The organism is Pseudonocardia sp. Ae717_Ps2 (assembly GCF_001932475.1).
Classification (GTDB): domain Bacteria; phylum Actinomycetota; class Actinomycetes; order Mycobacteriales; family Pseudonocardiaceae; genus Pseudonocardia.
Genome location: NZ_MCIS01000001.1, coordinates 4,823,334 through 4,843,076 on the forward strand (window position 1 = coordinate 4,823,334; position 19,743 = coordinate 4,843,076).

At 73.5% G+C, this 19,743-nt stretch carries 16 protein-coding genes; 1 reads left to right on the forward strand and 15 read right to left on the reverse strand.

From position 1 onward, the window contains the following. Nucleotides 1-171: 171 nt before the first annotated feature. Genes Ae717Ps2_RS22035 through Ae717Ps2_RS22045 form a run of 3 tightly spaced genes read right to left on the reverse strand, consistent with a single transcriptional unit; the run spans nt 172 to nt 2,439 of the window. Complete coding sequence (locus Ae717Ps2_RS22035) at nt 172-936, reverse strand: ABC transporter permease (RefSeq protein ID WP_020622729.1); 765 nt, start codon at nt 934-936, stop codon at nt 172-174. Further along, on the reverse strand, nt 933-1,919 hold the full coding sequence (locus tag Ae717Ps2_RS22040) for an ABC transporter ATP-binding protein (RefSeq protein WP_075333849.1): 987 nt from the start codon (nt 1,917-1,919) through the stop codon (nt 933-935). The genes Ae717Ps2_RS22035 and Ae717Ps2_RS22040 overlap by 4 nt, the downstream gene beginning before the upstream one ends. A 16-nt stretch (nt 1,920-1,935) precedes the next feature. Next, entirely contained in the window at nt 1,936-2,439 is a 504-nt protein-coding gene (locus Ae717Ps2_RS22045; RefSeq protein ID WP_075333850.1) for a MarR family winged helix-turn-helix transcriptional regulator, read from the reverse strand. A 267-nt stretch (nt 2,440-2,706) separates the two neighbouring features. Between Ae717Ps2_RS22045 and Ae717Ps2_RS22050 the strand changes: the two genes are divergently transcribed. Beyond that, complete coding sequence (locus Ae717Ps2_RS22050; RefSeq protein ID WP_139318936.1) at nt 2,707-3,477, forward strand: Rv3235 family protein; 771 nt, start codon at nt 2,707-2,709, stop codon at nt 3,475-3,477. Nucleotides 3,478-3,617: 140 nt separating this feature from the next. On the opposite strand, the gene secA is transcribed toward Ae717Ps2_RS22050, so the two are convergent. From secA to Ae717Ps2_RS22110, 12 genes are all read right to left on the reverse strand, one after another. Next, a complete protein-coding gene (secA, locus tag Ae717Ps2_RS22055) occupies nt 3,618-6,443 on the reverse strand; it encodes a preprotein translocase subunit SecA (RefSeq protein WP_139318935.1) in 2,826 nt (941 codons plus the stop codon). 211 nt (nt 6,444-6,654) lie between these two features. After that, the gene (hpf, locus tag Ae717Ps2_RS22060) at nt 6,655-7,314 is read right to left on the reverse strand and encodes a ribosome hibernation-promoting factor, HPF/YfiA family (protein WP_020622735.1); all 660 of its coding nucleotides are present in this window, start codon (nt 7,312-7,314) and stop codon (nt 6,655-6,657) included. Between the two features lie 324 nt (nt 7,315-7,638). Further along, a complete protein-coding gene (locus Ae717Ps2_RS40090; RefSeq protein WP_075334345.1) occupies nt 7,639-8,367 on the reverse strand; it encodes a ComF family protein in 729 nt (242 codons plus the stop codon). Between the two features lie 117 nt (nt 8,368-8,484). After that, nucleotides 8,485-10,209 carry an LpqB family beta-propeller domain-containing protein gene (locus Ae717Ps2_RS22070; RefSeq protein WP_075310362.1) on the reverse strand — a complete coding sequence of 575 codons (1,725 nt, stop codon included), beginning with the start codon at nt 10,207-10,209 and terminating at the stop codon, nt 8,485-8,487. After that, nucleotides 10,206-11,987 carry an MtrAB system histidine kinase MtrB gene (mtrB, locus tag Ae717Ps2_RS22075; protein ID WP_075312826.1) on the reverse strand — a complete coding sequence of 594 codons (1,782 nt, stop codon included), beginning with the start codon at nt 11,985-11,987 and terminating at the stop codon, nt 10,206-10,208. The genes Ae717Ps2_RS22070 and mtrB overlap by 4 nt, the downstream gene beginning before the upstream one ends. Nucleotides 11,988-12,018: 31 nt before the next feature. Then, nucleotides 12,019-12,696 (reverse strand): MtrAB system response regulator MtrA, encoded by a 678-nt coding sequence (gene mtrA / locus Ae717Ps2_RS22080; protein ID WP_020622190.1) that lies wholly within the window; start codon nt 12,694-12,696, stop codon nt 12,019-12,021. A gap of 25 nt (nt 12,697-12,721) precedes the next feature. Beyond that, a complete protein-coding gene (locus tag Ae717Ps2_RS22085; protein WP_075310360.1) occupies nt 12,722-13,366 on the reverse strand; it encodes a dTMP kinase in 645 nt (214 codons plus the stop codon). An 18-nt stretch (nt 13,367-13,384) separates the two neighbouring features. After that, nucleotides 13,385-13,864 carry an NUDIX hydrolase gene (locus tag Ae717Ps2_RS22090; RefSeq protein ID WP_075310358.1) on the reverse strand — a complete coding sequence of 160 codons (480 nt, stop codon included), beginning with the start codon at nt 13,862-13,864 and terminating at the stop codon, nt 13,385-13,387. A 176-nt stretch (nt 13,865-14,040) separates the two neighbouring features. After that, nucleotides 14,041-15,528 (reverse strand): adenosylhomocysteinase, encoded by a 1,488-nt coding sequence (gene ahcY, locus Ae717Ps2_RS22095; protein ID WP_020622194.1) that lies wholly within the window; start codon nt 15,526-15,528, stop codon nt 14,041-14,043. A 264-nt stretch (nt 15,529-15,792) separates the two neighbouring features. Continuing rightward, nucleotides 15,793-17,130, reverse strand: coding sequence for a glutamate mutase L (locus tag Ae717Ps2_RS22100; RefSeq protein WP_075333851.1), 1,338 nt, complete (start codon nt 17,128-17,130; stop codon nt 15,793-15,795). Between the two features lie 186 nt (nt 17,131-17,316). Further along, the gene (locus Ae717Ps2_RS22105; protein ID WP_075333852.1) at nt 17,317-18,786 is read right to left on the reverse strand and encodes an amino acid permease; all 1,470 of its coding nucleotides are present in this window, start codon (nt 18,784-18,786) and stop codon (nt 17,317-17,319) included. 10 nt (nt 18,787-18,796) lie between these two features. Then, nucleotides 18,797-19,639, reverse strand: coding sequence for an IS5 family transposase (locus Ae717Ps2_RS22110; protein ID WP_075329730.1), 843 nt, complete (start codon nt 19,637-19,639; stop codon nt 18,797-18,799). Between the last annotated feature and the right edge of the window lie 104 nt (nt 19,640-19,743).

Consider the following 19,743-nt stretch of genomic DNA (forward strand, 5'->3'; position numbering starts at 1 on the left):
ACCGAGTGTCGCGGCCGCCCGGGGCCCTCGCTCAGCACTGCCGCCTCGCCGCTCGACCGCCGCGGCTCAGTGCTGCTGCCTCGCCGCTCGACCGCCGCGGCTCAGTGCTGCTGCCTCGCCGCTCGACCGCCGCGGCTCAGTGCTGCTGCTTCGCCGCTCGACCGCCGCGGCTCAGTCCAGCGCGCGGCGCAGGAAACCGCGGATCCCCAGCAGGGTGAACAGCACGATCGCCGCCACCGGGACGAGCACGCACACCCACAGCGGGATGTGCGGGACCTGCGGCACCAGCGACGCGCGGATCCCCTCACTGACGTAGGTCAGCGGGTTGAGCGCCGACAGCACCTGGAACCAGCGCAGGTCCGCCAGTGTGAGCCACGGGTACTGCACCGAGCCGGTGAACAGCAGCGGCGTGAAGATCACCGCGAACAGGATGTTGATCCGCCGCGGCGGCACCGCGGTGCCGAGCGTGAGCCCCATCGCCGCACCGAGCAGGCTCCCCAGCACCACCATCAGCAGCGCGGGCGCCAGCCCCTCGACCGGCCACCGGATGTCGATCATCAGGAAGCCGATGGGCACCATCAGCAGGCTGGCGATCAGGCCGCGCAGCCCCGCGAAGACGACCTTCTCGACGGCGACGGCCCACACCGGCATCGGCGCGAGCAGCCGGTCGTCGATCTCCCGGGTCCAGGACAGCTCGAACACCAGCGGCAGCGTCACCGCCTGCAAGGCGCCGAACATCGCGTTCAGCGCGATCAGACCCGGCAGCATGATCTGCCCGTACTCGGGCGCGACGAAGCCGCCGCGGCCGAGTACCACGACGAACACCAGCAGGAAGAAGAACGGCTGCACCAGCGTCTGGGCGAGGAACGACGGCAGCTCCCGGCCGGTGACGAACAGGTCGCGGCGCAGCACCGCCAGGAAGGCGCGCCCGGTCATCGGAGGTCCCTCCCGGTCAGGTCGATGAACACGTCCTCCAGCGTCGCCTGCCCCAGGCTGACGTCGCGCACCGTGGCGCCGTGCCGCCCGAGCAGGTCGACGGCCGGTGCGAGCAACGCCGCCGGCTCTCCGGTGACCGACAGCCGGAACGCCGTCGCGGTGCCGCTCTCCCCCGGGCCGCGGCCCGGCGGGGTCTCGGCGCGGGCGACACCGCCCAGCCCGGCCAACGCCGCCCGCAGCGTCTCCGCCGCACCGGGGCCGTGGTCGGCGACGATCTCCACCGTCGCGCTCCCCGGCAGCGACCGGACCAGCGCGTCCGGGGTGTCCAGGGCGAGCAGCCTGCCGTGGTCGACGATCCCGATCCGGTCCGACAGCTTGTGCGCCTCGTCCATGTCGTGGGTGGTCAGCACGACGGTCACGCCCTCGTCGCGCAGGCCACCGATCTGGTCGTGGACGAACAGCCGGGCCTGCGGGTCCAGGCCGGTGGAAGGCTCGTCGAGGAACAGCACCTCCGGCCGGTGCATGAGCCCGCGGGCGATCATGACGCGTTGGGCCTGACCGCCGGAGAGGTCGTCGGCGACCGCCTTCGCCTTGTCGGTCAGCCCCATCCGCTCCAGCAGCTCGTCGGCGCGGCGGTTGCGCTCGGCCCGACCGACACCGTGGTAGGCGGCGTGGAAGATCAGGTTGTCGCGGACGCCGAGGGACCGGTCCAGGTTCTGGCGCTGCGGGACGACGGCCAGCTTCGCGCAGACGGCGACGGCGTCGGTGCGCACGTCGAGACCGGCGACCCGGGCCGTGCCCGAGGTCGGCACCACGCGGGTCGTGAGCACGCCGACGGTCGTGGTCTTCCCCGCGCCGTTGGGGCCGAGCAGCCCGAACACCTCGCCCTCGGCCACCGAGAACGACAGGCCGTCGACGGCGTTGCCCTTCGCCTTCAGATACCGCTTCACCAGGTCGACCACCTCGACCGCGGTCCGCCCCATCGCACTCCCCTGCCGATCACGTCGCGTCGGACCGATCCTGCTCCAGGTCGACGATCACCGCGACCAGATAGTCGCGGACGGCGGCGTCGAGTCCGTCCGGTGGTTCCCGCAGCCACGGCCCGCGACCGTCCGGACGGGCGGCGCGCCACCGGTCCCGTCCGGCGTCGGTGAGCGCGACGAGCCGGACCCGCCGGTCGGCCGGGTCGCCGCGGCGGGCCACCAACCCGGCCGCTTCCAGCGCGTCGACGACCGGGGTCAGGCTGGTCGGGGCGACCCGGACCCGGGCCACGAGCTCGCGCTGGGCGAGCCCGCCGCACCGCTGCAGCACGTCGAGGACGGCGAACCCGGTGACGCCGAGGCCGTGCGCCCCGGTCCGCCGGCGACGTTCGGCGAGCACCGCCGCCCCGGCCCGGACGACGAGGTCGGCCATCGACTCCGCGGGGCCCTCCACCGGGTCGGGCGCGGCGACGAGACGGGGCGGGGTGAGATCGATCCGTCCCGGTGGGCGGGGTGCGGGCATCGCGGGAGGGTAGGACGGGGCCGGGCCCGGCGGGCGCGGTCGGGCGCGGTCGGGCGGAGCCGGTCGCGTTCGCGAACACCGGCCGCCGTCGCCGTGGTGGGCCACACACGGCCACCCACGCCGATGGATCAGCCGCGGCCCGACCCGCCTCCCCCGGGTCGTGCTGGTCCGGATCATGCGGAGCCGGACCATGCGGAGCCGGACGGTCCGGTGGCGGACGCGGGCCGGTTCCCGCCGTGGCGTCGGGGCGCGCCGCAGTCTGACGCCGTGACCACGACGACGACCGACGCCGACCCGGATGCCGGTGCCCGCACCCGGACCGGTACCGCTCCGGGGAGCGGTACCCACGTGCGGGCCGACACCGCCCCGGATGCCGGAGGCCGGACGCGGACCGGAGCGGACTCCGGGGCCGGATCCGGTCCACGCACCGACACCGCCCGCCCCGGGGCCGCCGAGGAGCCGGCGCCGGCCCTGCCGTCCGGACCTGCACCGCTCCTGGCCCGGACCCCCGCCGACGTGCCCGAACCGCTCGCGCCGGGGGTGGTCGTCGTGCTGCCCGGTGGCTTCCGGATGTCCTCCGGACCGGCGCCCGCACCGCGCGAGGCGGTCCACCCCGTCCCGGTGCCGACGGTGCCCGAGGACGTCTCCCCGGCCGACCTCGCCCGGGTACGGGCCCCGGCCACCGGGATCGTCCGGCTGCTGACCGAGGTGCTCGCCGGGCGTCGCCCGCCGGAGGGGGTCGCGGCCGTCACCACCCCGGCGGTGCGTCGCTACCTGACCGCGGCCCGGTTCGTGCACTCGGGCCACCGGTCCCGTGGCCTCTCGGGCGTCGGAGGACGGGCCGGTGCCCCCGGCTGCGGGCGTCCGGGCGGACCGACCGCGCGCCGGGCGCCGCGGGTGCACGTGGGCCTGCCCCGGCCGGACGTGGCCGAGGTCTGTGCGACCGTCACCGTCGGCGGGCGGGTACGTGCCCTGGCGCTGCGGCTGGACCGCACCCCGGACGGCCGGTGGCTCGCGACCGCCGTCCGGCTCGTGTGAGACCCGCGTCCGGGTGCCCGCTCGTGCACGTCCTGCCGGTGGGATCGAGGGAGGCCTGCCGTCGGGCCTCCGCTCGTGAGGGCGTCGCGACCGCGGGAGCGGCGCCGCCGGCGGGAGGCCCCACCGGACGGCGCACGGTCTCAGCGCCGCCGGCGCGCCTTCTCCGCGCGGCGCCGCTCGGCGCGGTTGACGCCCTCGTCGCCGGTCGGGGAGGCCCCGTTGCCACGGGCCGGCACCTGGTGGCGGCCGGTACGACCGGTGCCCGGGGCGGCCGCCCCGCCGTCACCGCGACGCGCGACCCCGCCGTCCTCACCCGGACCGCTGTACTGCAGGTTCTGCGGCGGGCTGGTGCGGAACAGGTTGGGCAGGACCACGGTGGACTCGGCGGGGTCCTCGGCCGGGACCCGGCGCACGACCGGGATCTCGGTCGTCTCCGGCTCGGCCTCCTGGACGGGCGCGGCCGGCTGCTGCACCTGGACGACGACGTTGAACAGGTGTCCGATCGTCTCCTCCTTGATGCCCTCGAGCATCGCGGAGAACATGTCGAATCCCTCGCGCTGGTACTCGATCACCGGGTCGCGCTGGGCCATCGCCCGCAGCCCGATGCCCTCCTTGAGGTAGTCCATCTCATAGAGGTGCTCGCGCCACTTGCGGTCGATGACCTGCATCAGGACCTGGCGCTCGAGCTCGCGCATGCCGCCCTGCGGGCCGATGAGCGCGTCGATCTCGGCCTCACGCCGGGCGTAGGCGGCCTCGGCGTCGGCGAGGATGACCCGCTCGAGCTCCTCGGCCGACAGGTCGTCGATGTCCTCGGCGACGGTGCGCCAGTCGAGCTGGATCGGGTACAGACCCTTGACCGCCGTCCACAGCTTCTCGAGGTCCCAGTCCTCGGAGTAGCCCTCGGCGGTGGCCCCGACGACGTAGGCGTGGATCACGTCCTCGAGCATGTTGCGGGTCTGACGCTGCACGTCCTCGCCGTCGAGGACCCGGCGGCGCTCGTCGTAGATGACCTTGCGCTGCTGGTTGAGGACCTCGTCGTACTTGAGGACGTTCTTGCGGATCTCGAAGTTCTGCTGCTCGACCTGGGTCTGCGCGCTGCGGATCGCGCGGGTGACCATCCCCGCCTCGATCGGCACGTCGTCCGGCAGGTTGAACCGGTTCATGATCGACTCGACGACCTGGCCGTTGAAGCGGCGCATCAGCTCGTCGCCCAGGGACAGGTAGAAGCGGGACTCACCCGGGTCGCCCTGGCGGCCGGAGCGGCCGCGCAGCTGGTTGTCGATGCGCCGGGACTCGTGGCGCTCGGTGCCGAGCACGTAGAGACCGCCCGCGGCGCGGACCTCGTCGGCCTCGGCCTTGACCTGCTTGCGCATGCGGTCGAGGACCGCGTCCCACGCGGCCTCGTACTGCTCACGGGTCTCGACCGGGTCCAGCCCCTGGCTGCGCAGCTCCAGGTCGGCGAGGAACTCGGGGTTGCCACCGAGCATGATGTCGGTGCCGCGACCGGCCATGTTCGTCGCGACGGTGACGGCGCCCGCGTGCCCCGCCTGGGCGATGATCTGCGCCTCACGCGCGTGGTTCTTGGCGTTGAGCACCTCGTGCGGCACGCCGCGGCGCAGCAGCAGCTTCGACAGGTACTCGGACTTCTCGACGCTCGTCGTGCCGATCAGGACCGGCTGGCCCTTCTCGTGCTTCTCGGCGATGTCGTCGGCGACCGCCTCGAACTTCGCGGGCTCGGTCTTGTAGATCAGGTCGGACTGGTCGACGCGCACCCGCGGGCGGTTCGGCGGAATCGAGACGACCGACATCTTGTAGATCTCGTGCAGCTCGGCGGCCTCGGTCTGGGCCGTACCGGTCATGCCGGCGAGCTTGTCGTAGAGCCGGAAGAAGTTCTGCAGCGTGATCGTCGCCAGGGTCTGGTTCTCCGGCTTGATCTCGACGCCTTCCTTGGCCTCGATCGCCTGGTGCATGCCCTCGTTGTAGCGACGACCGGCGAGCACCCGGCCGGTGAACTCGTCGACGATCAGGACCTCACCGTCGTTGACGATGTAGTCCTTGTCCTTCTTGAACAGCTCCTTGGCCTTGACCGCGTTGTTGAGGTAGCCGACCAGCGGGGTGTTCGCGGACTCGTAGAGGTTGTCGATGCCGAGCTGGTCCTCGATCAGCGCGACACCCTCCTCGGTGATGCCGACGGTGCGCTTGCGCTCGTCGACCTCGTAGTGGATGTCCTTGGACAGCATCGGCGCGAGCCGCGCGAACTCCTGGTACCAGCGGGCGCTCTGCTCGGCCGGACCGGAGATGATCAGCGGGGTGCGGGCCTCGTCGATGAGGATCGAGTCCGCCTCGTCGACGATGGCGAAGTTGTGCCCGCGCTGGACCATGTCGGCGGTGTTCCACGCCATGTTGTCGCGCAGGTAGTCGAAGCCGAACTCGTTGTTCGTGCCGTAGGTGACGTCGCAGGCGTACTGCTCGCGCCGCTGCGCCGGGGTCATCTCCGACAGGATCACGCCGACGGTGAGACCCAGCCAGCGGTGGATGCGGCCCATGGTCTCGGAGTCGCGCTTGGCGAGGTAGTCGTTCGTGGTGACCACGTGCACGCCGTCGCCGGGCAGCGCGTTGAGGTAGACGGCCAGCGTCGAGGTCAGGGTCTTGCCCTCACCGGTGCCCATCTCGGCCACGTTGCCCATGTGCAGCGCGCCGGCACCCATCAGCTGCACGGTGAACGGGCGCTGGCCCAGCGTGCGCTGCGCGGCCTCGCGCACCGTGGCGAAGGCCTCGGGCAGCAGGTCGTCGAGCGACTCGCCGTCGGCGTGGCGACGACGGAACTCGTCGGTCTTGGCGCGCAGCTGGGTGTCGGTGAGGCCCTCGAACTCGGGCTCCAGTCCGTCGATGTGCGCGGCGATCTTCGCGAGCCGCTTCACCAGCTTGGTCTCGCCGGCCCGGAGGAGTCGACTCAGGAAGGGCACTGCCGACCTCATTCACGTCGCGGTCAGGACACGGGGCCTCCCACCACGGTCTCCGCGCCGCGTCCCGACGCCTCGGACGGCATCGGCGCGGCGCCGGCGCCGCGCGGCGGACCGACCCCGCCGACCATGGTACGGGCACCCGGGCGATGACCCGCGCCGCGGCGGGGAGGCGTTCCCCGCCGCGGTTCGGGGCACCGTCGGGCGCGGGTGCTCAGCCGTCGAGCCGGATCACGCCGTAGTCGTAGCCGCGGCGGCGGTAGACGACCGAGGCACGGCCGGTCTCGCTGCAGGAGAACATGTAGAAGTCGTGGCCGACGAGCTCCATCCGCGACAGCGCCTCGTCGACGCTCATCGGCGTGGCCGGGTGGGACTTCTCGCGGACGATGCGGCCGGGCCGGTACTCGGCCTCCCACTGCTCCTCGAGGCGGGCCAGCTCGTCGTCGGTCAGGGACTCGTCGTGGCTGCGCGGTGCGGGAATGGTGTCGGTCATCGGAGGAGCCGCTTCCATCAGCGCGACGGCCGAGGCGTCGGCGGCGGCGCGGGAGGCGGCGACGCGGTCGCGGCGGCTGGGCTTGCGACGGTCGTGGGAGCGGCGCAGCCGTTCGGCGAGCTTGCCGACGGCCAGGTCGAGTGCGGCGTAGAAGTCGGCGGCGGAGGCCTCGGCGCGGGCGACCGCTCCGCAGCCGCCACGTCCGGTGATCTCGACGCGCTGGCAGGACTTCTGCTGACGGCGGTTCGGCTCGTGGAAGAGCTCCACCTCCATTCCGACGATCTTGTGGTCGTGGCGCTCCAGACGGCTCAGCTTGTCCTGGACCAGGCCACGGAAGTGCTCCGGCACCTCGACGTTGCGGCCGGTGACGACGATCTCCACTCGAACATCCCTCGCTTCAGTCGTGCTGAACCCGGGACCCGACGACGGCCCCAGGGGGTGGGCTCGCGGTCGTTCCTCCTGATGTGGTAGCGGTCGGAGTTCGGCCGACGTTATCGGGAAATCTGCCTCCGGGACAGGTCGTTCGCCGACCCGTCGGGTGGACGGCCTGGCGCCGACGGACGCGGTGTGCGACGACTCCGCGGCACCCGGGTGATCCACCGCCCCGGACTGGCGCGCCGACCTCCGGATCGCGCGCCCGACGACCACAGTGGACCCCCGACAGGACCGGCACGCGACCGCCTCCCTATGTGACAGCCGTCACAATCAGTGGTTCGGTCGACGTCGCCGCGCCGAGGCGTCGGCGAGCACCACGGCGCCCACCGCGGGCAACCCGGCCCCGGCGAGCACAGCCCCGCAGGCGCGCAGCGTCGCCCCGGAGGTCACGACGTCGTCGACCAGCAGCACCGCCTCCCCCAGGGCCGCCGGAACCGGCTCGCGGGCGCGGGCCGGGTGCAGCGCCGAGGCCAGGTTCGCCGCCCGGCCCGCGCCGTCGAGCCCCACCGAGTCCCGGGCGCGGCGGTGCAGGGCCAGTACCGCGTCCGTGCGGGCCGGTAGCCCGGCCGCGGTCAGCAGCGGCGCCAGCGCCCGGCACAGCCGCACCACGTGGTCGCCGCCGCGGACCCGGGCCGCCGACGGCCGGGACGGGACGGGCACCAGGCGCACCGCGGTCGGGTCCGGCGTCCCGTCGGCCCGCGGCGCGAGCACCGCCGACACCGGTCCGACCAGCAGCCGGGCCAGGTCCGGCGCCAGGTCCCGCCGGCCGCGTTCCTTGTAGGCCAGCACCGCGCGGCGCAGCGGCCCGCGGTAGCGCCCGGCCGCCGCGACCCGGCCGGCGCGGGATACCCGGACCGGCACCGGACCCGGGGTGTCCTGCGCGCAGGCCGGGCACCAGCCCCCGCCACCGGGCGGCCCGGCACCGCAGCCGCCGCAGGTCCGGGGCAGCAGGAGGTCCAGCAGGGCGGCGGCCGGGGACGGGGCTCGAGTGGGGGTCACGACACCGATACTCGCCCCGGCCACCGTCACCGCGGCGCCGTCGGAGCCCGCCGAAGGCGGGTTGTCCACATGCTCCGGAGTTGTCCACAGGCCGGCGGTCCGGTCACCGGGACGGCGTCAGCCGGGGTAGAACGGCTGGGTGGCCGCCCCGGTCCCGCCCACCTGCTGCCAGGCGTCGAACTCGCTGCCGGTGTAGCTCCACAGGCCGGTCCGGTCGGTCACGTACAGCGGGCGCCCCTCGGCGGCGGCCAGTGCCCGCAGCGGCGCGGTCAGGTTCGTCCCGGGGATCTGGTCCAGACGGAGCCCGTCGGCGCTCACCTCGGACATGGGGCGGTCGGAGTCGGAGGCGACCACGATCCGGTCCGCCGAATGCCAGTCGACCGACACCACGTCGTCGAGGTCGCCGGGGCGCAGCCGGCGCAGCGGCCCGACGGCGACCTCGCCGGCCTCCAGCGGGACGATCGGGCCGACGAGCAGCGCACCGTCGGCGACGACGGCGATCCGGCCGCCCTCACGCGCCAGCGCGATGTCCCCGATCCGGCCCAGCGGCGCCAGCCTGCCCGCGTCCACCGCGCCCTCGACCGGTGGCCCGGTCCGCGGGACGAGGACCCGGCGCAGCCTGCCGTCCACGACCGCCCAGATCTCGTCGCCGGGCCCGTTCCAGCTCAGCGAGCGGACGTCCGCTCCGGACACCGGGGTGGCGGTCAGCTCGCCGCCCAGCGGGCCGGTGAGCAGCCGCTGGGTGCCCGTCGACTCCCGGGACACGACGGCGATCCGCCCGCTGCGCGCGGACGCGGCGGCCTCGGTGATGTCGAACGAGCCGTTCCCGGCCTGCCCGGCGACCGGCGAGCTGACGCCGGTCGCGCTGAGCTGGTGCACCCGGCCACCGTCGACGACGTAGGGGAAGGCGGGGGCCCGGCCCGGGCCAGCGACGAGGTCGGCCTGGTCCGCGGCGGCCACCGTCGGCCTGCCGGGGACCAGTGGTCCGCCGTCGGTCAGCAGCTCCACCCGCGGGACGCCCACCCCGCCGAGGGTCTGCGCGACCTGCGCGGCGAGCAGCTCCCGGTCCTGCACGGACAGCCCCGACACCCCGGTCAGGTCGATCGACGCGGTACCCGCCGCGGGGTCGGTGGTGGCCGACCGGATCCGGGCGGTCGCCGGGAACATCGTCACCGCGGCCCCGGCCAGACCGGTGGACGGCCCGCGCAGCAGGACGTCGACGGCGTCCATCGCGAGCTCGCCGGGACGCCCGCTGCGGATGTAGTGCCCGTCGGGGAGCAACATCCGGCGGACCGGGTCGACGAACCAGGCCTGCAGCTCCCTGTAGTACAGGCGGAAGTCCGCCAGCCGGACCATCACCCCGGGCGGCGGCCGGTCGATCCGCCAGTGCTCACCCTCCCGGACGACCCCGACGTCGACCTCGACCCGCTGCGGCGAGGACTCGAACGCCCCGCCGGGCCCGACCGTCCCCAACCGGGTACCCCGCACCCGCACCGTCATCCGGTCCGGGCCCGGGGTGCCGCCGTCCGGGGACACCACGGTGTCGAACCGGTCGTCCAGGACGGTCAGCGACGCCGCGTCGTCCCATCCCGACGCCGACGCCGTCAGGTAGCGGCGGGCCTGCGCGTGCCGGTCGTCGGGCGAGCCGGAACGGTAGACGAACCCGCGGACCAGGCCGAGCGGCTCGTCGTCCTCGATCGGGCCGCTCAGGTCCCGCTCGGCCGCCTGTTCGCCCTGGCGCAGCACCTGCACGTCGGACTGCTGGGGCACCGTCGCGCACCCGGCGACGACGGCGGCGACGACCGCCACGACCAGGGCCGCCCACGCGGGCCGGGCGGTCACCGGTCGCCACCCGGGTCGATGATGGCGCGCTCGGCGGGCTGCATCGGCGCGTGCTCCTCGGCCCGCAGCCGCCACAGGTCCTCCTCACGCAGCTCGCGGCCGATCCCCTGCGGCGGGGTCGGCACCGAGCTGCCGTTGCGCCGTTCCCCGGCGTCCGCGGCCGGTGGGCCGAGCGGCAGCGGCGAGGCGGTGATGTGCCCGCCGACCTCGCGCGGCAGGGTCAGCCGGAACGCCGAGCCGTTGCCCGGCTCCCCCCAGGCCTGCAGCCAGCCGCCGTGCAGCCGGGCGTCCTCGATGCTGATCGACAGCCCGAGGCCGGTGCCGCCGCTGCGCCGGGCCCGCGACTCCTCGGCCCGCCAGAACCGGTTGAACACCAGGTCGGCCTCGCCGGGGCGCAGCCCGACGCCGTGGTCGCGCACGACCACGGCGACCGCGGCGTGGTCACCGGCCACCGTCACCTCCACCGGGCGGCCCTCGCCGTGGTCGATCGCGTTCGCGACGAGGTTGCGCACGATGCGCTCCACCCGGCGCGGGTCGGCCTCGATCAGCTCGCCGGCCGGCAGGTCCAGGACGAGGTCGGTGCCGGCGTCGGCGGCGATGCCGCGCACCGCGTCGGTCGCCCGCCGCACCACCGCGGACAGGTCGACCCGTTCGGCACCCAGCTCGGCCACGCCGGCGTCGAGCCGGGAGATCTCCAGCAGGTCGGCGAGCAGCTCCTCGAACCGGTCCAGCTCGGTGACCAGCAGCTCGGAGCTGCGGCGCAGCGCCGGGAGCAGCTCGTCGCGGGAGGCGTAGAGGACGTCGGCGGCCATCCGCACGGTGGTCAGCGGCGTGCGCAGCTCGTGGCTCACGTCGGAGGTGAACCGCCGCTGCAACGCACCGAACTCCTCGAGCTGGGCGATCTGCGCGGCGAGGCTGCCCGCCATCTCGTTGTAGGACTCGGCGAGCCGGGCGACCTCGTCCTCGCCGCGGACGGCCATCCGCTCGTCGAGGTGTCCCCCCGCGAAGCGTTCGGCGACGTCGGCGGCGTGCCGGATCGGACGAACGACCTGCCGGGTGACGAGGCTGGCGATCGCGGCCAGCAGCACCAGCAGCACCAGCCCACCGACGATCAGCGTGCTCTGCACCAGCCCGAGCGTCAGCTGCTCACCGTTGAGCGGGAACAGCAGGTAGAACTGCATCTCCCGGCCCGCGGTGGCGATCTTCTGCCCGATGACGAGGTTCGGGACGCCGTCGACGGTCGTGTACTGGCGGTTCAGGCTGTCCAGCGACCCGCGGGCGGTGATGTCCTGCTGGCGCGCGGTGATCTGGCCGACGTCGCCCGCCGACACCTCCGGCCCGTTCGCCGACCCCGTGGTCAGCGCGGCGCTGAACTCCCCGGCCGACCCGGCCCGCCCGGGGCCGGTGGTGTCGGTCAGCCGCTCCAGGGCGCTGTCCAGGGTCTCCTGCACGCCCTCCCGGTCCGGGTCGACGCTCGCCAGCTGCCCCTCCAGGACCTGCCGGTTCGCGTCCGACTGGGAGATCGCGGCGTCGAGCTTGCTCTGCAGCAGCCGTTCGGCGATCTCGCTCTGCAGCACCAGACCGAGCACCAGCACCACCGCCGACGACAGCGCCAGCGTCGAGGTGACCACCCGCAGCTGCAGCGACCGCCGCCAGGCCGCGGCGGTGAGCGCGCCCAGCTCGCGCGCCTGCACCCGCAGCGGGCCCAGCACGCGGGCGACCCGCCGGGCGCCGGGCAGCCGGGCCAGCCGGGTGCGGAGTCCGCGGCGGCCGGTCACCACGGCCGGTGCACCACCCACGGCGCGCCGGTCACGGAGGACCGGCCTTGTACCCCACCCCGCGGACGGTCAGGACCACCTCGGGGCGCTCCGGGTCGCGCTCGACCTTCGACCGGAGCCGCTGCACGTGCACGTTCACCAGCCGGGTGTCCGCCGCGTGCCGGTAGCCCCACACCTGCTCCAGCAGGACCTCGCGGGTGAACACCTGGCGCGGCTTGCGGGCCAGCGCCACCAGCAGGTCGAACTCCAGCGGGGTCAGCGCGATCGGCCGGCCCTCCCGGGTGACCTGGTGCGCGGGCACGTCGATGTCGATCTCGCCGATGGACAGCTGCTCGGCGGGCTCGGCGTCGTTGCGGCGGACCCTCGCCCGGATCCGTGCGACGAGCTCCTTGGGCTTGAACGGCTTCACGACGTAGTCGTCGGCACCGGACTCCAGGCCGAGCACGACGTCGACGGTGTCGCTCTTGGCCGTCAGCATGACGATCGGGACGCCGGATTCCGCCCGGATCGCCCGGCACACGTCGATGCCGTTCATGCCGGGCAGCATCAGGTCGAGCAGCACCACGTCCGGCTGGGTGTCCCGGACGGCGGGCAGCGCCCGCGTGCCGTCGGACACGACCGCTGTCTCGAACCCCTCGCCCCGCAGCACGATGGTGAGCATCTCGGCCAGGGCCGGGTCGTCGTCGACCACCAGTACGCGCGACTTCATGGGCCCCACTATCCCAGTCGTCCGGTCAGGCCCCGTGCAGCAGGGCGGGAACCAGCGCCGATGGGGTGACGGCGGGGTCGTCGAGCACCGTCCACGGGCTCAGCCACGACCCGGCCGCGAGGGCCCGGTAGACGGCGTCGGTGCGGGTCTGCAGGCCGTCGTCGCTCTCGTAGGCGTCGCGGGCGCGGGCGGCGTCGGCGGCCGCCCGGGACCGTGCGCGCTCGGCCGCGACCTCGCGCGGCGGGGCGAGCAGCAGCTGGTGGTCCGGGACCGGCAGGCCGAACCGGTCCATCTCCAGCGCCCGGATCCAGGCGACGACCTCGCCCGCGGCGTCCTGCCCGAGCCGGGCGGCGCTGTAGGCCGCGTTGGAGGCGACGTAGCGGTCGACGAGCAGCACGTCGTGGGCGGCGAGCGCCTCGCGCAGGCCGGGGGCGGCCGCCCGCCGGTCGAGTGCGAACAGCACGGCCATCGCGTGCACCGAGGAGGCCAGGTCGCCCATCCGCCCGTAGAGCGCGTCGCGGGCCAGCTCCGCGTGCACGTCGTCGTCGTACCGGGGGAAGGCCAGCGTGGCGACCGAGGCGCCGCGCCCGCCCAGCTCGGCGACCAGCGCCGTGGTGAACGTGTGCTTGCCCGCGCCGTCGAGCCCCTCGACGACCACCAGTCTCCCCACGGCGGTCGAGCCTAGGGGTCAGGCGCCCAGGGTCGAGACCGTGGGCCAGCTCGTCGCGAAACCGGGGTGCAGCTCCAGCTCGCCCAGCCGGTCGGTACGCACCCAGCGCAGCTCGGTGCTCTCCGCGCCCCGCACCCGGACCGGCGGCGCGTCCGGTGTCCGCACGACGACGGTGGTGTAGCTCCAGCCGCCGTGGTCGTCGACGAACTCCCGCACCGGTGCCAGCCCGGCGACGTCGAGCGTGCTCTCCTCGGCCGCCTCGCGCAGCGCCGCCTGCACCGCGGACTCCCCCCGGTCCCGGGCACCGCCGGGGATCCCCCAGGTGCCTCCGTGGTGGCTCCAGGACGCCCGGTGCTGCAGCAGCACCCGGTCGACGCCCACCGGGTCGGCGTCGTCGTGGTGCCGCACGAGCAGCCCGGCCGCGCCGAACAGGCCCCAGTGCCGGTGCCCCAGGGCGCAGTGGACCCAGCCGTCACCCGACCCGGCCTCGATCGTCATCTCGACGGTGACCTCCTGGTACGCCGACGGCGCGGCGGCCCGGGAAGGGGCCGCCGCGCCGTCGGAGCGAGAAAACTGTACCGATGCGCGATCCGCGAGCTACTCGCTCGGTACCGATGCGCGATCCGCGAGCTACTCGCTCAGTACCGATGATGCGCGATCCGCGAGCTACTCGCTCAGTACCGGTAGTGCTCGGGCTTGTACGGACCCTCGACGTCCACGCCGATGTACTCGGCCTGGTCCTTGCTGAGCTTGGTCAGCTCGCCACCGAGGGCCTGCACGTGGATCCGCGCGACCTTCTCGTCCAGGTGCTTCGGCAGCCGGTAGACGTCGTTGTTGTACTCCTCATGCTTGGTGAACAGCTCGATCTGGGCGATCACCTGGTTGGAGAAGCTGTTGGACATCACGAACGACGGGTGACCGGTCGCGTTGCCCAGGTTCATCAGCCGGCCCTCGGACAGCACGATGATGGAGTGCCCGTCGGGGAAGATCCACTCGTCGACCTGGGGCTTGATGTTGATCTTCTTGATGCCCTCGACGCGGGACAGGCCCGCCATGTCGATCTCGTTGTCGAAGTGACCGACGTTGGCGACGATCGCCTGGTGCTTCATGCGCTTCATCAGGTCGACCGTGACGATGTCCTTGTTGCCCGTCGCGGTCACCACGATGTCGGCCTTCTCGATGACGTTCTCGAGGGTGTTGACCTCGTGGCCCTCGAGCAGCGCCTGCAGCGCGCAGATCGGGTCGACCTCGGCGACGATGACGCGCGCGCCCTGGCCGGCGAGCGCCTCGACCGAGCCCTTGCCGGTGTCGCCGTAGGCCGCGACGACCGCGACCTTGCCGCCGAGCAGCACGTCGGTGGCCCGGTTGAGGCCGTCGACCAGCGAGTGGCGGATGCCGTACTTGTTGTCGAACTTCGACTTGGTGACCGAGTCGTTGACGTTGATCGCCGGGAAGAGCAGCTCGCCGCGCTCGGCCAGCTGGTACAGCCGGTTGACGCCGGTGGTGGTCTCCTCGGTGACGCCGCGGATGTCGGAGTTGATCGTCGTCCAGCGCTGCGGGTCCTCGGCGAGGCTGCGGCGCAGGGTGTCGAACACGACCCGCTCCTCGTCGGAGACCGACAGGTCGTCGTCGGCGAAGCTCGGCACGACGCCGGTCTTCTCGAACTCGACGCCCTTGTGCACGAGCAGGGTGGCGTCGCCGCCGTCGTCGAGGATCATGTTCGGGCCGACGACGTTGCCGTCGGCGTCACGGAACTTGAACAGCTGCTCGGTGCACCACCAGTAGTCCTCCAGCGACTCGCCCTTCCAGGCGAACACCGGGACGCCCTTGGGCTCCTCGGGGGTGCCGTGCGGGCCGACGACGGTCGCGGCGGCCGCGTAGTCCTGGGTGGAGAAGATGTTGCAGGACACCCAGCGGACGTCGGCGCCGAGCGCGACGAGGGTCTCGATGAGGACCGCGGTCTGGGTGGTCATGTGCAGGGACCCGGCGATCCGGGCGCCCGACAGCGGCTTCGACTCGCCGTACTCCCGGCGCAGGTCCATCAGGCCCGGCATCTCGTTCTCGGCGAGCCGGATGTCCTTGCGGCCGTACTCCGCCTCGGAGATGTCGGCGATCGCGAAGTCCAGGCCGCCGGCGTGCTGCAGCTTCGGGTGATCGGTCATGGGGTGGGTGCGCCTCCTCAGGCGATCGAGTCGTACTCGTCGGCACGACGGGTGCGGTCCGACGGCGAGGAGGAGCGACGTGCACGGGGCACGGCGTCCTCCCTCCTCGTCGGAGACAGGCGCCCTTTCTCGTCCGTGCCGGCCGGGCCCGAGCGTGGCGGACGGACCGGTGACGGTCACGGCCGCTGCAGCGCCTCTCGGCGCCCGGCGATGTCGCGACCTCCATGGTCGCGAGCCGGTGCGGGGGTGTCAACTCATGCGTGATCAGCCCGTCAGGTGCTCGGCGAGCAGCCCGCTCGCCGCGACCTCGCGGCCGTGGGCGGCCAGCAGCCCGGCCGGGGCCAGCACGGACTCGCTGTCGACCCGCACCTCCGCCCGGGCCAGCAACGGGGCCAGGACGGCGTCGTGGCGCACCGTGCGGGCCGCGGCGGCCAGCCCGGCCGCGTCGCGCTGGCGGAACACGCCCCCGGTGAGGACGACGAGACCGATCTCACCTGCGTCGACGGGGGTGCCCGGGCCGGGCTCGGGCTGCGCGGGGTCGGCGAGGACGCCGGTGTGGCGCAGGTGCCTGCGCAGCGCGACCACCGCGGCGATCGCTGCCAGCCTGCGGTCCTCGGCCGCCGCGCCCCGGTCGGCGGGCACGGTGGCCCGCGACTCCTGCAGCGTGGCGACGGCCGGGCCGAGCAGATCGGCCTCGACCGGGTCGACGATGCCCTCGGTCTGGGCCTCCGTCAGGACGCCGACGGCGCCGTCGCGCACCCCGAGGTCGCCCTCCACGGTCGCGGCCGCCGGACCGGAGCCGGGGCCGTGGCGGTGCACGTCGGTGGTCGCCGACCCGACGTCGACGACGAGCACCCCGGTCCCGGTCAGCCGGGCCAGCACCCCGGCCCCGTCGCCGACGGCGGCGTGCGTGCCGGAGCGGACCAGCGCGCCGAACCGGCCGGTGCCCGCCCCGAGGACGTGCCGGGCGTAGAGCGCGGCGACGGCGTCCCGCGCGGGTCCGGCGACGATCCGGCCCGGCTGCGGCGTGACGTTGGGGCAGGTCGTCACGGCCCGCCCGCCGGCCAGCAGCAGGCCGAGCGCGTCGGCGCGGGCGTCCTCGCCGACCGAGAGCAGCACCGGCCAGTGCCCTCGGGTGCGGGCCAGCCTGCCCGCGTTGTGCAGCAGCACCGCCGGGTCGGCCCCGTCGGCCCCGCCGAGCAGCAGCACCGCGCCGGGACGACGGCTCGACAGCTCCAGCACCGCGTCGGGCTCCAGCGGACCGGGGTGCACCCCGACCACCCGGGCCCCCGCGGAGCGGCAGACCCGGTGCCCGGCCTCGGTCGCGGTCAACGTCTCGGCCCCGACCACGGCCAGGCGCAGGGCCCCGCCGGCCGAGGAGCAGGCCAGCACCCGCGGCGCGGCACGCCTGCGCCGGCCCGCGGCGGCCGCAGCGGCGGCGACCGCCGCGTCGACCCCGGTGAGCACGTCGGGGGTGGTGGGGTGCTCGGCGAACCCGGCCGGGGTCCCGTCGGGCAGCACCAGCACGGCCTTGGTCCAGCAGGAGCCGACGTCGAGGCAGACCGCAGGCGTGTGCGGGTCGTCCGGCGACGCGGCGGTCATGGAGGGCGAGCGTACTGCGGCCGGGCGGTTACAGGGAGTGGTCCGGGAAAGATCGGTTGCGACGCGCACCTGGCCGAGAGGTGGGTGCCCCGGCTCCACCATCGACCCCGTGATCAGCAGTACCTGAGCGCTGCCGCGGACCGGCCGGACAGCGCTCAGGTACTGATCGACTGCGTCTCGGATCGACTACTGCTCGGACTGCTGCGGGGCCTTGCGTCCGCGGGACTCGGCGGCGATCTCGGCCAGGGACTGGCCGGTGGCCAGCCGCGAGCGCCTGCGGCCGTAGACGAAGTACAGGACCGCGCCCAGCGCCATCCAGCCGAAGAACCGGATCCAGGTGTCGGCGGGCAGGAACAGTGCCACGCCGAAGCAGGCCACCGCCGACACGATCGGCAGCACCGGCATGAACGGCACCCTGAACGTGCGGGGCAGGTCCGGACGGCGCTTGCGGAGCACGATCACGCCGATCGAGACGAGCACGAACGCGGCCAGGGTGCCGATGTTGACCAGCTGGCCCAGCTCGGTGAGCTCCAGGAAGCCGCCCATCAGGGCCGCCGAGACACCGGTGATGATCGTCAGCCGGTACGGGGTGCGGAACCGCGGGTGCACCCGGGCCAGCCACGGCGGCAGCAGCCGGTCGCGGCTCATCGCGAACGCGACGCGGGTCTGGCCGAGCATCAGCGTCATGATCACGACGGTGAGGCCGATCAGGATGCCGAAGGAGATGATGAACTCCGCCGCGGGCAGCCCGGTCGCGGCCATCGCCGCCGCGGCCGGCGCCTCCACCCCGAGCTGCTCGTAGGGCAGGATCCCGGTGTAGACCAGCGACACGATGATGTAGAGCAGGGTCGCGATGGTCAGCGAGGCGATGATGCCGATCGGCATCGTGCGCTGCGGCTCCCGCACCTCCTCCGACAGCGTCGCGACGATGTCGAAGCCCAGGTAGGCGAAGAAGACCAGCGCGGCGGCGGTGAAGACGCCGGTCAGGCCGAACGCCGTGTCGATGCCGAACAGGTCCATGATCAGCGGGGTGCCCGCCGCGGTGGAGTAGTCGGCCGGCCGGGACTCGGGGACGAACGGGATCCAGTTCTCGCCCGAGACGAAGAAGACACCGATGCCGATGATCCCGGCGACGATGACGAGCTTGAGCGTGGTGACCGTGGCGTTGACCCAGGCCGACAGCTTGATGCCGACGATCAGCACGGCCATCATCAGCAGCGCGATGAACACCGCGGGCAGGTCGACGATCCCGCCGCCGCCGGGCCCGGCCGAGACGGCGTCGGGCACCGGGAGCCCGATGCTCGCCATCACCGTGTCGAAGTAGCCGCCCCAGCCCTTCGACACCGTGGCCGCGCCGAGGGTGAACTCCAGGACGAGGTCCCAGCCGATCATCCAGGCGATGAACTCGCCCATCGAGGCGTAGGAGAACGTGTACGCGCTGCCCGCCACCGGGACGCTGGAGGCGAACTCGGCGTAGCAGAGCGCCGCGAGCGCGCACACGATCCCGCTGATGAGGAACGAGAGCGACACCTCGGGGCCCGAGTAGAGCGCCGCCGCCTCCCCTGCCAGCACGAACACGCCGGTGCCGATCAGGACACCGATCCCCATGATCGTCAGCTGGACCGGGCCGAGGGCCTTCTTAGAGGTCGCGCGGATTGATGGATGATCATGGGCGGCGGTGTGGTCGGCTGTCCCAGCGGTGCGTGGTCCAGGCCTGCCGGATCAGGCTACGGAGTGTGATGATGGTGTCGGCGAGGTCGAAGAACGCGTCGACGACGGTTTCGCGGCGTTCGTAGCAGCGCTGCAGCCGGTTGAAGCTGTTGTGCCAGGCGTTGGTGCGCTCGATGTGCCAGCGTTGGGTGGCCTGGATCGGTGCTTTCTCGCCCTTGCGCGCGATCTCGCTGTGCAGGCCCCGTTCGGTGAGTGTGTCGCGGGTCTTACCGGAGTCATAGCCGGCGTCGAGGTGCACGGTGATGTCGTCGGGCAGCGGGCCGAGAGCGTCGAGGTGGTCGAGAGTGGGGCCCAGTAGCGGGGAGTCGTGGCGGTGTGCCCCGGCCAGGACCCGGCCCAGTGGGATGCCATGGCCCTCGACGAGCACCGATCGCTTCATGCCCTGTTTACGCCGGTCAACCGGTGACGGTCCGGCGACCTCACCGCCGCCGGGGGCCTTGGTGATGGCGCCGTCGACGGCAACGTCGTCAAGCAACAGGCCGACGATGCGGTCGTAGGCGTCCAGGGCGATCCGGCGTAGCTGGGCGAAGACCCCGAGCCGGATCCACTCGTCACGGCGATCGCGGATGGTGGTCGCCGAGCAGGTGCTGTCGGAGACGCCCTGATACGGGCAGCCGAACCGCAGCACCTGCAGGAGCTTGTCGAACACGACCCGATCCGCGATCCGGCGGCGGTGACAGCCCCACGGATGAGTGGGATCGAACTCGACCCGGGGCGGCAGCAGCGCGGCGAACTGGTCCCACAACGGCTCGGTCAACCATGATGGCAGGGCGGGCACGCGGCCTCCAGACGATCACGAAGAGTCAACAACTTCATGATCGACAGGCCCGTGCCCGCCCCTCACCATCGACACCCGGCCGCGACCCAGCTGTGATCAATCCG